Below are 15305 nucleotides of genomic sequence, written 5' to 3'. Positions count from 1 at the left end.
GAAGCCATGCCCCTCGTCGAGCTCGACGACGTCAGCAAGTACTACGGCAACATCCGCGCCCTCGAAGGCGTCTCCCTGGAGGTCCACGCGGGCCGGATCTCCTGCGTCCTCGGCGACAACGGCGCCGGCAAGTCCACCCTCATCAAGATCGTCGCCGGGCTGCACCGGCACGACGCCGGAACCTTCCGGATCGAGGGCGAGGAGGTGACCCTCGCCAGCCCGCGCGAGGCCCTGGACCGCGGCATCGCCACCGTCTACCAGGACCTCGCCGTCGTCCCGCTCATGCCCGTCTGGCGCAACTTCTTCCTCGGCTCCGAGCCCACCCGCGGCAAGGGCCCCTTCAAGCGCCTCGACGTCGAGCTGATGCGGCGGACCACCCGTACGGCGCTGCTGCGCATGGGCATCGACCTGCGCGACGTCGACCAGCCCATCGGCACCCTCTCCGGCGGCGAACGGCAGTGCGTGGCCATCGCCCGCGCCGTCCACTTCGGCGCCAAGGTCCTCGTCCTCGACGAGCCGACCGCCGCGCTCGGCGTCAAGCAGTCCGGGGTGGTCCTGAAGTACGTGGCGGCCGCACGTGACCAGGGCCTCGGCGTGGTCCTCATCACCCACAACCCGCACCACGCCTATCTCGTCGGAGATCGTTTCGTGCTGCTGAAGCGCGGTGTCATGGCGGGCAGCCACACCAAGGACTCCGTCAGCCTGGACGAGTTGACCCGCCAGATGGCCGGCGGCAGCGAGCTGGAGGACCTGCGCCACGAACTGGAACGGCCGACCGGCCAGTCGTCCGCTTCGTGACGCGCCCCTCACACCCCACCTGGCAGAATCGAGCCGATGAGTACCTACCGTGACCTGACCCAGCGCGCTTCCGCCCGCGGCACGGTCCTGCGGACCGTCGGCCCCCGGGAGCGGCGCTCGCACCTGACCGCGCCCAGGGTGCCGACCGTCGGCATCGACATCGGCGGTACGAAGGTGATGGCCGGTGTCGTCGACGCGGACGGGAACATCCTGGAGAAGGTCCGCACCGAGACGCCCGACAAGTCCAAGAGCCCCAAGGTCGTCGAGGACACCATCGTCGAGCTGGTCCTGGACCTCTCCGACCGCCACGACGTGCACGCCGTCGGCATCGGCGCGGCCGGCTGGGTCGACGCCGACCGGGCCACGGTCCTCTTCGCCCCGCACCTCGCCTGGCGCAACGAGCCGCTGCGCGACGCCCTCCAGGACCGGCTCGCCGTCCCCGTCATGGTGGACAACGACGCCAACACCGCCGCCTGGGCCGAGTGGCGCTTCGGCGCCGGGCGCGGCGAGGACCACCTCGTCATGATCACCCTCGGCACCGGCATCGGCGGCGCCATCCTCGAGGACGGCCGGGTCAAGCGCGGCAAGTACGGCGTCGCAGGCGAGTTCGGGCACATGCAGGTCGTCCCCGGCGGCCACCGCTGCCCCTGCGGCAACCGCGGCTGCTGGGAGCAGTACAGCTCCGGCAACGCCCTGGTCCGCGAGGCCCGCGAGCTGGCCGCCGCCGACTCCCCGGTGGCGTACAACATCATCGAGCGGGTCAAGGGCAACGTTCCCGACATCACCGGCCCGCTCATCACCGAGCTGGCCCGCGAGGGCGACGCCATGTGCGTCGAGCTCCTGGAGGACATCGGCCAGTGGCTCGGCGTCGGCATCGCCAACCTCGCCGCCGCCCTCGACCCCTCCTGCTTCGTCATCGGCGGCGGCGTCTCCGCCGCCGACGACCTGCTCATCGGCCCCGCCAGGGACGCCTTCCGCCGCCACCTCACCGGCCGCGGCTACCGCCCCGAGGCCCGGATCGCCCGCGCCCAGCTCGGCCCCGAGGCGGGCATGGTCGGCGCCGCCGACCTCGCCCGGCTCGTCGCCCGCCGCTTCCGCCGGGCCAACCGCCGCCGGGTCGAGCGCTACGAGCGGTACGGGCGCTACGCGCAGGTGCTGCGCGGCACCACCGCCGACCGGGCCTCCCGAACCGCCCAGGACCCGCAGTCATGACCCTGCCCCACCCGACCCTGCCGCCCCAGCAGTCCGCGCCCCCGCCGGAGCCGCCGGCCGGCCGGCTCCCCGAGGGCCGTGGGCACATGCTGCGCCGCCGGGTGCTCACCCTGCTCACCATCGTGCTGCTCATCGGCGTCCCGGCGGGCTATCTGGTGATCTCCGCCGGCCAGAGCCGCGACAGCGGACGCGACAAGGAGCGCGAGTCCTCGGTCGTCGGGCTCCAGGACAACCGGCCCTCCCAGATGAAGCGCCGCGTCTTCGAGATCCCGGTCCCGTCCGACGCCTGGAACGTCGCCTACTACGAGACCAGCAACTGGAAGACCAGCCGGCTGTACGTCCAGTTCACGACGACCGCGGGCGGTCTCGACACCTTCCTCCACGACAGCGGCGCCGCCCGGAGCGCGCTGAAGCCCGGCGAGGTGACCGTCAGCGACCGCGACGCCGACATCGTCGGCTGGAACTTCACCCCGGACCGCGGCTGGTCCGGCGCCACGGTGAAGCGCGAGCGGCCCCGCCCCACGAGCGACATCACGGTCGACCTCACGGACCCGGCCTTCCCGCGCGTGTACGTGGTCTCCACGACGTCTCCCTGACCGCCGTCTCCCTGATCCGCCGGCGGGCCCGAGCGGTCTTCGAGCGCGCCCGCGTACAAGGTGCCCGGACCGACTCCAGGAGGACCGGCACCCATGAACGCGACGCACGCCTTCCGCTCGCTCGCCGTGCGCAACTTCCGGCTCTTCGTCGCCGGCCAGCTCGTCTCCGTCGCCGGCACCTGGATGACGGTCGTCGCCCAGGACTGGCTGGTGCTGTCCCTGACGGACGACTCGGCCACCGCCCTGGGCACGGTCACCGCCCTCCAGTTCACGCCGATGCTGCTGCTCACGCTGTACGGCGGGCGGCTCGCCGACCGCCACGACAAGCGGCGGCTGCTCGTCGGCTGCAACCTCGCCTCCGCGCTGTGCGCCCTCGCCCTGCTCGTCCTGGTCGCCCGGGACGCCGTCACCGTGTGGCAGATCGGACTGCTCGCGTTCTGCCTCGGTGTCGTCAACTCCGTCGAGGTGCCCACCCGCATGTCGTTCGTCGGCGAGATGGTGGGCCCCGAACTGCTGCCCAACGCCTCGGCGCTGAGCGGCGCCTACTTCAGCCTCGCCCGCGTCCTCGGCCCGGCCCTCGCCGGACTGCTGATCGCCGGCTGGGGCACCGGCCCGGTGATCGCCCTCAACGCCGTCAGCTATCTGGCGACCGTCGTCGCGCTGCGCGCGATGCGCCCCGGCGAACTGCTGCGGACCGCGCCGCCCGCCGGGCGGGGCCGGATCCGGGACGGGCTGCGGCACGCCAGGGACCGGCCGGACGTGCTGCACTGCCTGGTCCTGGTCGGACTGCTCGGCGTCGTCGGCTACCACTTCCAGCTCACCGTGCCGCTCCTCGCCAAGACCGTCTTTCACGCCGATGCCACCTCCTTCGGGCTGCTGTCCACCGCCTTCGCGGGCGGCGCGCTGCTCGGTGCCCTCGCCGGTACGGCCCGCCGTGAGCGGCCGTCCGCCCGGACCGTCACGGCGGCGGCCGTCGGCCTCGGCGTGCTCGAAGCCGCGACCGGGCGGGCGCCGGACCACGCCGCCGCCGCGGTGCTGCTCGCGCTCACCGGCTTCGCCGCGATCGTCTTCGCCCAGGCCGCGAACCACCGCGTGCAGCTCGGCTGCGACCCGGGCTTCCGGGGCCGGGTCCTGGCCCTCTACACGGTGATCCTGCAGGGCTCCACCCCGCTCGGCGCACTGCTCGTCGGCGTGCTCGCCCGGGAGCTCGGGGTCCGGGCCGTGCTGTTCGCGGGCGGCCTCTGCTGTGTGGTCGCCGCGCTCGCCGTGCACGCCGCCGGGCACGCCCGCGGATCCCGGTCCCGTCCGGAGGTCTCGCTTGTGAAGCTTCCGCGGGGATTCGGCCAAGGAGATCGTGCCCGCTCGTGAGTCTTTGACGGGGATTCCCCGTCCTCGGCCGTGCGGCCGGAACGCGCACTTCTGATCGAACTCGTCGGTAACCCGTTGTGACCTGCCCGAAGGCGCCGAGGAGGGCCGTCGGGCGCTCGCCGAAGGGCTCAGATCGGCCGGGTATGGTCTGCCCGGTTCACTCACCCCGGTGAACGAGCGGGGGACTTCGCACGGCAAGACGACCGAGGACGTTCGAGGCGAGGCACACGGATGGATGGTCCGCACACCACGTCGGCCGGCGGCGCTCGTGAAGGAGGCTGGTTCGGCCACGGCTCGACGCGGCCCGACGCCGCCGCCGAGGACACGTCCAACAGCGGGCTCCTGCGCCGCACGATGGCCGAGATCGAGCCCGTCGCCGACAAGGCGATCTCGTACTTCTACGCCCTGCTGTTCCTCCGCCACCCCGAGGTGCGGGAGCTCTTCCCCGCGGCGATGGACACCCAGCGCGACCGGCTCTTCAAGGCGCTGCTCGCGGCGGCGACCCACGCGGACGACCCCGCCACCCTGACCGCGTACCTGACCCGGCTCGGCTGCGGACACCGGAAGTACGGGACGCTGCCCGAGCACTACCCGGCCGTCGGCGAGGCGCTCATCGGCGCACTTGCCCGGTACGCCCCGCGCACCTGGGGGCCGCGGACGGAGGCGGCCTGGGTGGGCGCGTACACCACCGTCTCCCAGATCATGATCGACGCGGCGGCCGCCGACGAGCTGCGCGCCCCCGCCTGGTGGCACGCGGAGGTCGTCGCGCACGAGCGGCGCACACCGGACGTCGCCGTCGTCACGGTCAGGCCCGACCAGCCGTACCCCTTCCTCGCCGGCCAGTACACTGCCCTCGAGACGCCCTGGTGGCCGCGGATCTGGCGGCACTACTCCTTCGCCTCCGCGCCCCGCCCGGACGGACTGCTCTCCTTCCACGTCAAGGCCGTCCCGGCCGGCTGGGTGTCGAACGCGCTCGTCCACCGTGCCCGTCCCGGTGACGTGCTCCGCCTCGGCCCGCCCACGGGCTCCATGACCGTGGACCACAGCCGGGACAGCGCCCTGCTGTGCCTCGGCGGCGGCACCGGCATCGCCCCCATCAAGGCCCTGGTCGAGGACGTGGCCCGGCACGGCCGCCGGCGGACCGTCGACGTGTTCTACGGCGCCCGCCGGGGCCATGACCTGTACGACATCGACACCATGCTGCGCCTCCAGCAGTCGCACCCGTGGCTCTCCGTCCATCCCGTCGTCGACGACGACGCGGCCGGGCTGCCCACCGGCGGTCTGCCGCAGGCGGTGCGCACCTCGGGCCCCTGGGACGCGCACGACGCCTACCTGTCCGGCCCGCCCGGTCTGATCCGGCGCGGTGTCGACGCCCTCGTCGGCATCGGCATCCCGGCCGGGCGCATCCGACACGACTCCCTCGAAGAACTGGCCGGGGCAAGGAATTGAGCACCTTCGAAGAGACCGGGCGCCGGTACGACCACCCGCCCGTACGCACCACCCGTCCGGGCAGTGACGGCGAACACCTCGTCCAGCGGCGCATGGACAGCACCGAACGCGCCGACCGGTTCTACGCCGACCAGGTCCTCGACCGGCTCAACGCCCGGATGCGGGAGTTCGTGGCGGAGCAGGAGATGTTCTTCCTGGCCACCGCCGACCGGCACGGCGAGTGCGACAACACCTTCCGCGCCGGACCGGCGGGCTTCCTCCACGTCCTCGACGACACGACGCTCGCCTACCCCGAGTACCGCGGCAACGGCGTCCACGCGAGTCTGGGCAACATCGAGGAGAACCCGCACGTCGGCATCCTCATGGTGGACTTCCTGCGGCACCGGATCGGCCTGCACGTCAACGGGCGGGCGCGGGTCGTGGCCGACGAGGAGATGCGCCGCACCCGGCACGGGCTCGGGACCGATCCCGTACCCGGCCGCCGGGCCCTGGTGTGGGTGGAGATCACCGTCGAGGAGGCGTACGTCCACTGCGCCAAGCACATTCCGCACCTCCAGAAGGCCCCCGCGCGCGGCGCCGGCCGTCCGTGGGGCACGGACGACGCCAGGCGCAAGGGCGGCGACTTCTTCGGCGCCGCCGCCGAGTCGCCGCTGCGGGGCCCCTTCCTGCCGCCGCCGCGCGCCGACGCGGCGACCTGGCGGGCGGAGGCCGAACGGATGCTGGCGAGGGCCGAACGGCACGGCCGCCGCACGGACGCGGAGAACCGGGTGTTCAGCGGCTGGTTCAGCCGGACCCCGACCGCCTGACGCCCACGGCCGGGCGCCCCGGCGAAACGGAACCCCGTCAATCGGCCGAATGGCTCGACGGAAGCGCTCCCGGTGGGCAAAACTGTCCCCAACTGGCCGAAGAACAGGCCCAGTTGCACATCTTCTGTCGATGTACGGGGGGATTCGAGATGGCACGAACCGGCTACAGATGGTCGGCGCGCGTCGCGGGCGTGGTGGCGGCAGCGGTACTGGTCACGGGCGGCACGGCGGGCGTCACCTTCGCCGCCGACACCACCGGTACGGACGTCCGCGCCGAGACCACCTGGCTGCCCACGGTCGAGATCGACAACAACTTCGCGGTGGTCGCGACCACCCACCCGGACACCGTGGGCTGCAACGGCTACAAGGTGACCGGCTCGGGCACCTCCCTCGGCAAGCCGCTCAGCAACGGCGGCACCTGGACCCAGGTCGAGACGGCGTGCAAGGCCACCATCCCCGGCAAGTGGGACATCAAGGGGACGGGGACGATCACGGAGCCCAACGGCGACAAGCTCACCATCAGCTACAGCCTCACGGCGCCGGTGACCTCGGACACCATGGTCTACCCGACGGGCACGTTCACCATCACCGGAAGCACCGGGAACTACGCGTTCGCGAGGGGCAGCGGCCAGATGAGCGCCCGCGTCAACATGCTGGACCACGACCACGTCAGCAGCAGGCTGGTGGGCGACATCGAGTACCTGGGCTGATCACGCACCCTGTGGGAACACGGGCGGGTCACGGCATGCTGCCGTCACCCGCCGCCGAAGCCGGCTCCGCCATCGGGGCCGGCTTCGTCCTTCTTCCACTCCTTCCCCGCACCTCCAAGGGAGCCGCACCATGAAGAGCACGATGCAGGACCGCGAGCTGCTCGTCCGCGACATCCTCACGCACGGGCAACGCGTCTACGCGGACAGCCGGGTGGTGCGATGTGCCGACGGGCCGACCGCCCGCTCCTTACAGTCCTTCGCCGAGATCGCCCACCAGGCCGAGCAACTGGCCGCCGCCCTCTCCCGGTTGGGCGTACGGCCCGGGGAGCGCGTCGCCACCCTCGCGTGGAACACGCCCGAGCACCTGGTGGCCTACCTCGCCGTACCCAGCATGGGCGCGGTGCTGCACACCCTCAACCTCCGACTGCACCAGGACCAGTTGGGCTACATCGTCGAGCACGCCGAGGACGCCTTCCTGCTGGTCGACGCGACCCTGCTGCCCATGCTCGCCCCGATCCGGGACCGGCTCGGCAGCGTGCGCCACCTGGTCGTCATCGGCGACGCGCCGGACGCGGACCCGGGAACGGACCCCGTCCGGCACCTCGACCTGCCCGGGCACATCGCCGTCCACCGCTGGGACGAACTGCTCGCGGCCGAGCGCCCCGGCTTCGTCTGGCCCGACCTGGACGAGCGGGAAGCGGCGGCGCTCTGCTACACGACCGGCACCACCGGCAACCCCAAGGGCGTCGCCTACAGCCACCGTTCGATCATCCTGCACACGCTCGGCGTCTCCGCCAGCGCCGGCTTCGCGATGCACGACGGCGACCGCGTCCTGCCGATCGTGCCCATGTTCCACGCCAACGCCTGGGGCTGGCCCTACGCCGCGTGGATGGCGGGCTCCGACCTGATCATGAACGGCCGACTGCTGCACACCGAGGACCTGACCCGCGTCATCAACGAGGAGCGGCCCACCGCCGTGGCCGCGATCTGCACGATCTGGAACAGCCTCGTGCACCACGGAGAGCGGCACCCGCTGGACCTGAGCAGCGTACGGCTCGCGGGCTGCGGCGGCGCGACCCCGCCGCGCGCCCTGCTCCAGCAGCTCAAGGACCGCTACGGCGTCCGCCTGAAGCAGGGCTGGGGCCTGACCGAGACCAGCCCTCTCGCCACCTTCGCGGTTCCGCCGCACGGCACCCCGGACGAGGACGAGGTCGACTGGCTGGCCAAGAGCGGCCGGCTGATGCCCTTCGTCGAGGCACGGCTGATCGCGGAGGACGGCAGCGAGCAGCCCTGGGACGGGACCTCCGTGGGCGAACTGGAGCTGCGCGGGCCGTGGGTCACCGGCTCGTACTTCCGCACCGAGGACTCCCCGGAGAAGTTCCACGACGGCTGGCTGCGCACCGGCGACCTGGGAGTGATCGAGCCGGGCGGCTGGGTGGTGGTCAGCGACCGGCTCAAGGACGGCATCAAGAGCGGCGGCGAGTGGATCTCCACCATCGAACTGGAGAACGCGATCATCGAGCACCCCGCGGTCCTCGAGGTGACCGTCGTCGGCGTGCCCGACCCGCGCTGGGAGGAACGCCCGCTCGCGTGCGTGTCGTTGGTGCCGGGCGCCGAGGTCGACGGTGACGGCCTGCGGGAGTTCCTGGCCGGCCGGGTCGCCCGCTGGTGGGTTCCGGAACGCTGGTCCTTCGTGGACGCGGTGCCCAAGACCAGCGTCGGCAAGTACGACAAGAAGGCGGTGCGGACCCTGTACGCGGAGGGCGCGCTGGACGTCTGGGTCCCGGGCGGCGCGAACCCGCAGAGCCCGCCGACACCGGGACCGACCGAGGCCTGACCGACGCCGCGACGCCCCGGGCCGGCGGGGCCGCCCGGGGCGGCCCGGAGCCGGGCCAACCGGGGCGCGGGGCCGAGGGCCGCGCGGGGCCGCCCCCAAGGCGCGGTCACCCAACGGCATCCGTCCGCGCGCCGCGGTCGCCCGGCGGCATTCGCCCGTGCGCCGCGGTCGCCCAGCGGCCTTCGCCCGCGGGCCCCGGTCGCCCGGCGGCATCTGCCCGCGCGCCCCGGTCGTCCATGGGCATCCGTCCGCGCGCCGGTCACCCAGCCGCATCCGTCCGGCGCGCCCCGGTCGCCCACCGGCATCTGCCCGCGCGCCCCGCTCCACGCAAGGCGCCCCGGGAGCGCCCGGATCACCGGGCTCCCGGGGCGCCTCGCCCCTCGCTCTCAGGCCTGCGTCAGCTGGTCCGCCGCCTCGGCGAGCAGGTCCCGCTGTTCGTCCGGGCCGAGGCCCAGCTCCCGTACCATCCGTAGCGTCAGCACCAGGCCGGCCTGGACCGTCGTCTGCGGGTCCGGCTCGCCGGGCGGTGTCGTGTCGCCGCGCAGGCCGGCGGCGATCAGCTCGGCGAGGAAGGCCGGGTCGAAGTCCTCCGCGCCCGCCTCCAGCGAACCGAGGAAGCCGGCGACGTAACCGCCGATCTCCTCCGGTGACGCGCCCTGCGGGAAGCGGCGGCGGGCGGCGATCCCGAACCCGGCGCCGACCGCCCGCCCGAAGTGCGGGTCGGCCGGGTCGAGCGCGCCGCCCTTCTGCGCGAAGCCGATGAAGTCGAACGCCAACAGTGCGCCCAGGACGTCGAGTTCGGCCGCGACGGAAGCGCTGACGTTGGTGGTGGTGTCGGTCATGACGGCTCGCCTTCTGCCGTGGGGGAAGCGGTCGGGGTGCCCTGGGCGGCGAGGATCGCCGCCGCGACGTGTTCGGCGTCCCGGCCGACGAAGCCGATCAGCGCCGAACCGCGCGTACGCATCCGGTACAGGCCCAGGTAATAGCTGCCGGGCACCGCACCCACGCCCTCGGTCTGCCGGGGCTGCCCCTCCTCGTCGAGCATCTCCGGGTCGAGCCAGCCCCAGTCGGTGCGGTAGCCGGTCGCCCACACCACCGCCGACGGCTTGACGCGCTCCCCGTCCGCGACCAGCAGCTCGGCACCCTCGGCGCCGGTGATCCGGCCCACCGTCCGCAGCGCGCCCGCCGCGAGGAGCTCGGGCACCCGGTCGCCGACGACCGGGTCGGGCGCCTGCATGTTCACCGGCAGGCTCATCACGCCGAGGACGCTCATCCACCAGAACATGTCCCGGCCGACGACCGTCTGCGGCAGGGGCGGCGAGACGGCCTCGCTGCAGCTGAGCACCACGTCGTGCGTACCGGCCAGCTCCACGGCTATCTGCCGGCCGGAGTTGCCGTCGCCGACCACGACCACGGTGCCCGGCGGCACCTGCGCGGGGCCGCGGTAGTCGCTGGTGTGCAGGGTGGGCACGTCCGGGCTCAGCCCGGCGGCGAACTCCGGAAGCCGCGGGACGCCGAACGCGCCGGTCGCGATCACGACCTGACCGGCCCGGCACTCGCTGTGCGCGGTGGTCAGGACGTAACCGTCACCGTCCCGGCGCAGCGACAGCACCCGGTGGCCGGTCAGCACCGGCAGCTCGAACCGCTCGGCGTAGTCCCGCAGGTACGCCACGACCTCGTCCTTGCCGGGGTAGTGCGCGCCCTCGCCGGGGAAGGGCAGGCCCGGCAGTCCGGAGAACTGCGCGGACGTGAACAGCTTCAGCGAGTCCCAGCGCCGCTCCCAGCTCTCGCCCACCTCGCCGCCCGCGTCGAGCAGCACACACCGCACGCCGGCCTGCCGCAGGTAGTAGCCGACGGCGAGCCCCGACTGGCCCGCTCCGATGACCGCGACCGGCACCTCGGCCGGCAACGCGCTCATCGGCCCGCTCCGGTGCTGTTCCGGTCGGCCTGATCAATTCGCATACCGCATGTCCTCACTTCGTGGACCTGGATCCCGCCGGACCCGCAGGACCGGTCCGGGGTGGACCGGCCGGGCCGCCTACGCGGCGGACCCGGCCGGTTCGGTTCGATTGACGTCACGCGGCCGGCCCGAGGGCCGGCCGGCGTCACGTCAGTGGGCGTCGAGCGCCCGGCGCAGCTCACCGGCGAGCACGCGCAGCCGCTCGCCGCGCATCACCGAGTAGTGGTCGCCCGGCACGTCGACCAGGGTGGCGTCGCCGGAGAAGTACTCCATCCAGCGGCCCGCCGTCCCGACCGTCGCACCGCCGTCCGCCGCCCGCAGGGACAGCACCCGGCCGGCGAAGCCGCGCGGCGCGTGGCGCAGCAGCGCCCGGTAGTTGCTCCGGAACCGGTCCACGATCGCGCTCAGCGTCCCGAGGTCGATGTCCTCGGACAGCGCGCCCGCGGCACGGGCCTCGGAGTGCAGCACCTCCACCGGCGGACGTCCGTCGAACGCCTCCGGCGCCAGCTCCCACTCCACTCCGGCCAGACCCGCGAGGTCCCGGGCGAACCACGACAGCAGCACCTCGTCGGAGACCGGCTCGCCCTTCGCCGGACCCGGCTCCACCATCAGGTCGACCACGGCCAGCAGATCCACCTCGGCACCGGCCGCGGTGAGCTGGGCCGCCATCTCCAGGGCGATCACGCCGCCCATCGACCAGCCGCCGAGCCGGTACGGGCCCTCCGGCAGCGCCTCGCGGACCGCGGCCACGTAGTGCGCGGCCATCTCCTCGACGCTGCCCAGCTCCGCGTCCGGAAGCTGCAGCGCGTAGAACGGCTGCTCCTCACCGAGGAGTTCGGCGAGCTCCGCGTAGCAGAGCACGTCACCGCCGACCGGGTGGACGAACACCAGCGGAGTCCGCGAACCGCTGGTGCGCACCGGCACCAGCGCCCTGCGGCCCTCCTCGCCGCCGGCCTCCCGGACCGCCTGCGCGAGCAGTTCGATCGTCGGCCGGGCGAAGAGGCTGGACAGCGGCAGGCTGCGGCCCAGACCGCGGGCGATCCGGGCCATCAGGCGCACCGCGAGCAGCGAGTCGCCGCCGAGCTCGAAGAAGCTCGCCGTCACCCCGATCTCGGTCACGCCGAAGAACTCCGCCCAGATCTCCGCGAGCCGGCGCTCCACCTCGTCGCGCGGGGCGACGAAGCCGGAGCCCTCGGCCGCGACCTCCTCGGGCGCGGGCAGCGCCGCCCGGTTGACCTTCCCGTTGTCGCTGAGCGGCAGCTCGTCCAGGACGAGGATGCGCTGCGGCACCAGATGCTGCGGGACGACCTGGCGCAGCGCCTCGGAGATCTGCTGCTCGGTGTCCTCGCGGCCCTCGTCCAGGACCACGTAGGCGATGAGGCGCTTCGGACCGTGCTGCTCGCCCGCCGCGACGACCGCCGCGGCCCGGACGCCCTCGCACTGGGTGAGGGCGGCCTCGACCTCGCCGAGCTCGATGCGGTAGCCGCCGATCTTCACCTGGGAGTCCTGCCGGCCGAGGAACTCGATGGTGCCGTCCGGCAGATAGCGCCCCAGGTCACCGGTGCGGTAGAGGCGCTCGCCGGTCACCGGGTGGTGCAGGAAGGCCGCGCTGGTCTTGGCCTCGTCGTTCAGATAGCCGCGGGCCAGACCGACACCGGCGATGTAGAGGTCGCCCGGCACCCACACGGGGCAGTGCCGCATCGCGCCGTCGAGCACGTGGAAACGCTGGTTACGCATCGGGCTGCCGTACGGGATGCTGACCCAGTCGTCCTGGACCTCGCCGATCGGGTGCAGGATCGACCAGATCGACGCCTCGGTGGCACCGCCGAGGCTCCACAGCTCGGCCTCGGGAAGCAGCAGCCGGATCCGGCCCGGCAGGGTCACCGGGATCCAGTCCCCGCTCATCATGACCAGCCGCACCGGCAGCCCGGTGAGCCCGTTGGCGAGGGCGTGCTCGGTGAACATCTCCATCAGCGCGGGCACGCTGTTCCAGATGGTCACCCCGTGCTCGGTGACGAGCTCCGCCCAGCGGGCGGGCTCGCGGTGCGCCGCGGGCTCGGGCAGCACCAGGGCGCCGCCCACCGACAGCAGTCCGAAGACGTCGTACACCGACAGGTCGAAGTTCATCGCGGACAGTCCGAGGGCCCGGTCCGCCGCGGTGACGTGGTACCGCTCGTTGAGGTCGACGATCGTGTTCAGAGCGGCGCCGTGCTCGATCATCACGCCCTTGGGCAGTCCGGTCGAACCCGACGTGAAGATCACGTAGGCGAGGTCGCCCGGCTTGGCACCGGACGGGCCGAGCGGACGCTCGTCACCCTCGTCGTCGGCCCGCACCACGATCCTGGCCACGTCCCGCGGCCAGTCCGCCGACCCGTCCACCCACGGCTGGGTGACGACACGGCCGATCCCGGCGCTGTCCAGCAGCACGTGCAGCCGCTCGGCCGGCACCCGCGCGTCGATCGGCACGTACGCCGCCCCGGCCCGCAGGATGCCGAGGGCCGCCACGACCTGCTCCCAGCCCTTGTCCATGACGATCGCCACCAGGTCGCCGGGACCGGCTCCCAGGTCGCGCAGCCGGTGCGCCACCTCGTTCGACCGGCGGTCCAGGTCCGCGTACGTGAGGCTCAGCGCCTCCGTGAGCACGGCGGGCGCGTCGGGCGTGGCCGCGGCCTGCGCGAGCACCGCGTCGTGCAGCAGCCCGTCCGGCACCGGACCGTCGGTCGCGTTGGCGGCCGCCCGCACGGCCATGTCGGCCGCCGGCGTCAGCACGGGCCTCGGCCGCTGCCAGGCCGCCGCATCGCGGCACAGCTCCCGCAGCAGACCCTGGTAGGCGGCGAACATGGCGTCGACGCAGCCCTCGGGGAACAGCTCCTCGATGACGTCCCAGTTCAGGACGAGTTCACCGGCCTCCTCGACCGCCTGGTGGTCGAGCCACACCTGCGGGGTACGGACCGAGCTGCTGACCTGGCGGCCGTTCTCGCCGAGCCCGCCCAGGTACTGCACGACTCCGCGCCGGTCGGTGTCCTGCTGGCCGGCGAAGTTCACCAGGCTGGTGAAGACGACCGGCGCGGCCGCCCGCATCGAGGCGCCACGGGCCCGGTTCAGCTCCCGCAGCACCTGCACACCGCTGACCTGGCTGTGCTCCATGTCGCTCCACAGCTGGCTCTGCACGTCCGCGGCGCGGGTGGCGAAGGTGTCGTCCGCCCTGTCGCGGATCTCCAGCATCAGGGTCGTGGAGAAGTTGCCGATGACGTCGCCGACCTGCGGGTGCAGCGGCTGCCGGTTGAAGTACAGCAGGTTCAGCGAGAAGTGGGGCGTGGCGCTCCACTCGGCGATCACCTGCGAGTACGCGGTGCACAGGGCCGCCGACGGGCTGATCCCCGCCGCCGCCGCGTGCTCCTTGAACCGGTCCCAGTCCTCCTTCGCCAGCGTCGCGCCGCGGTGGGTGAACACCGGCCGCTCCAGGCTCGACGGGCTCACGGCCAGCGGCAGCTGGGGCGCGCCCGGCAGGGTGTCGAAGCGGTCACGCCAGTAGGCGAGCGCCCGGTCGTACTCGGGTCCGGTCTCCAGCGCGCGGGCCTGCCGCACGTAGTCCCGGTAGCGCAGCGTCAGTTCGGGCAGCGTCTCGCCGCGGTAGTGCGCGGCCCACTCCTTGAACAGGATCGACGTGCTGAAACCGTCGATGATCAGGGCGTCGAAGCCGGCGTGCAGCCGGATCGCGCGGTCGTCGATCCGGGTCACGCGCACGTCGAACAGCGGCCAGCGTGCCGTGTCGAAGACCTGGTGGCGCATCTCCTCGTGGACGGCGGTCAGCGCGGCCTCGCGCCCCGCCTCGTCCAGGCCGGAGACGTCGGTCTCGCGGATCACGTAGGCCGGGACCTCGCGCAGCACGCGCTGCTCGCCCTCGGCGGTGAAGACGGCCCGCAGCTGGTCGTGACGCTCGATCATCGCCCGGAAGGACGCGCCGAGCCGGTCCAGGTCCACGTTCTCCACGTCGATCTCGATCTGGAAGTACGTGGAGGTGTTGCCGAGTTCGAAGGCGTCGCCGCGGCCCACGAGGTAGGCCTGCTGGAGGTCGGTCAGGCCGAAGGGCTCGTAGCGGTCGGCGTCGTCGGCCGGGGTCCCGGTTTCGGTCCTGGTCGCAGCAGCCACCGCCGCCGCTCCGGCCTCGCCCCGGGCGTCGGCGTCGGCGTCGGCCCCCGCGTCGGTCTCGGCCTCGGTCTCCACCTCCACCTCGGCCTCGGCTCCGGCGCCGAGGGCCGTGAGGATGTCCTCGGCGATGTCGTCGGAGCAACGGCCATTGAGGAACGCCGTCATCGGCAGCTGGACCTCGAACTCGCGGTTCAGCGTCGTCCGGATCTTCATCGCGATCAGCGAGTCCAGGCCGAGCGCCTGCAGCGACTGCCGGGCGTCGAAGCGGGCCACCGGGGTGCCGAGGGCCTGCGCGACGGTCCGGGCCACCCGGTCCCGCACGGCCTCGGGCCGTCTCTTACACACATCTAAAGCTGCCGACGACATCCATAGCGTAGATATGAGTGGTCGCCGGAGCACTCAGAAGGGAGGGGGGTA

General features: G+C 73.0%; 11 protein-coding genes. 8 read left to right on the top strand and 3 right to left on the bottom strand.

Features of this window, described 5'->3' with window-relative positions:
• Nucleotides 1-6 precede the first annotated feature (6 nt).
• The 8 genes from ACFWJO_RS32050 to ACFWJO_RS32015 all read left to right on the top strand — a co-directional run bounded on the left by ACFWJO_RS32050 (nt 7) and on the right by ACFWJO_RS32015 (nt 8776).
• Complete coding sequence (locus ACFWJO_RS32050; protein ID WP_386870914.1) at nt 7-798, top strand: ATP-binding cassette domain-containing protein; 792 nt, start codon at nt 7-9, stop codon at nt 796-798.
• A 36-nt stretch (nt 799-834) separates the two neighbouring features.
• A complete protein-coding gene (locus ACFWJO_RS32045; RefSeq protein ID WP_384422400.1) occupies nt 835-2010 on the top strand; it encodes an ROK family glucokinase in 1176 nt (391 codons plus the stop codon).
• Nucleotides 2007-2606 carry a hypothetical protein gene (locus tag ACFWJO_RS32040; RefSeq protein WP_386870846.1) on the top strand — a complete coding sequence of 200 codons (600 nt, stop codon included), beginning with the start codon at nt 2007-2009 and terminating at the stop codon, nt 2604-2606. Before ACFWJO_RS32045 ends, ACFWJO_RS32040 begins: the two co-directional genes overlap by 4 nt.
• 93 nt (nt 2607-2699) lie before the next feature.
• Entirely contained in the window at nt 2700-3974 is a 1275-nt protein-coding gene (locus tag ACFWJO_RS32035; RefSeq protein WP_386870844.1) for an MFS transporter, read from the top strand.
• Between the two features lie 231 nt (nt 3975-4205).
• On the top strand, nt 4206-5423 hold the full coding sequence (locus tag ACFWJO_RS32030; protein WP_386870842.1) for a globin domain-containing protein: 1218 nt from the start codon (nt 4206-4208) through the stop codon (nt 5421-5423).
• Nucleotides 5424-5515: 92 nt separating this feature from the next.
• Nucleotides 5516-6229 (top strand): pyridoxamine 5'-phosphate oxidase family protein, encoded by a 714-nt coding sequence (locus ACFWJO_RS32025; RefSeq protein ID WP_386870913.1) that lies wholly within the window; start codon nt 5516-5518, stop codon nt 6227-6229.
• A gap of 149 nt (nt 6230-6378) precedes the next feature.
• Nucleotides 6379-6939, top strand: a complete 561-nt coding sequence (locus ACFWJO_RS32020) for a hypothetical protein (RefSeq protein ID WP_386870840.1) — start codon at nt 6379-6381, stop codon at nt 6937-6939.
• Between the two features lie 130 nt (nt 6940-7069).
• On the top strand, nt 7070-8776 hold the full coding sequence (locus tag ACFWJO_RS32015; protein ID WP_386870838.1) for a long-chain fatty acid--CoA ligase: 1707 nt from the start codon (nt 7070-7072) through the stop codon (nt 8774-8776).
• Nucleotides 8777-9162: 386 nt separating this feature from the next.
• On the opposite strand, the gene ACFWJO_RS32010 is transcribed toward ACFWJO_RS32015, so the two are convergent.
• The 3 genes from ACFWJO_RS32010 to ACFWJO_RS32000 all read right to left on the bottom strand — a co-directional run bounded on the left by ACFWJO_RS32010 (nt 9163) and on the right by ACFWJO_RS32000 (nt 15233).
• Nucleotides 9163-9618 carry a hypothetical protein gene (locus ACFWJO_RS32010; RefSeq protein ID WP_386870836.1) on the bottom strand — a complete coding sequence of 152 codons (456 nt, stop codon included), beginning with the start codon at nt 9616-9618 and terminating at the stop codon, nt 9163-9165.
• Nucleotides 9615-10694 (bottom strand): flavin-containing monooxygenase, encoded by a 1080-nt coding sequence (locus tag ACFWJO_RS32005; RefSeq protein WP_386870834.1) that lies wholly within the window; start codon nt 10692-10694, stop codon nt 9615-9617. Before ACFWJO_RS32005 ends, ACFWJO_RS32010 begins: the two co-directional genes overlap by 4 nt.
• Before the next feature lie 192 nt (nt 10695-10886).
• A complete protein-coding gene (locus ACFWJO_RS32000; RefSeq protein ID WP_386870832.1) occupies nt 10887-15233 on the bottom strand; it encodes an amino acid adenylation domain-containing protein in 4347 nt (1448 codons plus the stop codon).
• Nucleotides 15234-15305 lie beyond the last annotated feature (72 nt).

The sequence above is a fragment of the Streptomyces sp. NPDC127092 genome (assembly GCF_042722475.1).
Taxonomy (GTDB): domain Bacteria; phylum Actinomycetota; class Actinomycetes; order Streptomycetales; family Streptomycetaceae; genus Streptomyces.
Note: the sequence above shows the minus strand (reverse complement) of the source record. Positions and strands in the feature narration are given on the sequence as shown.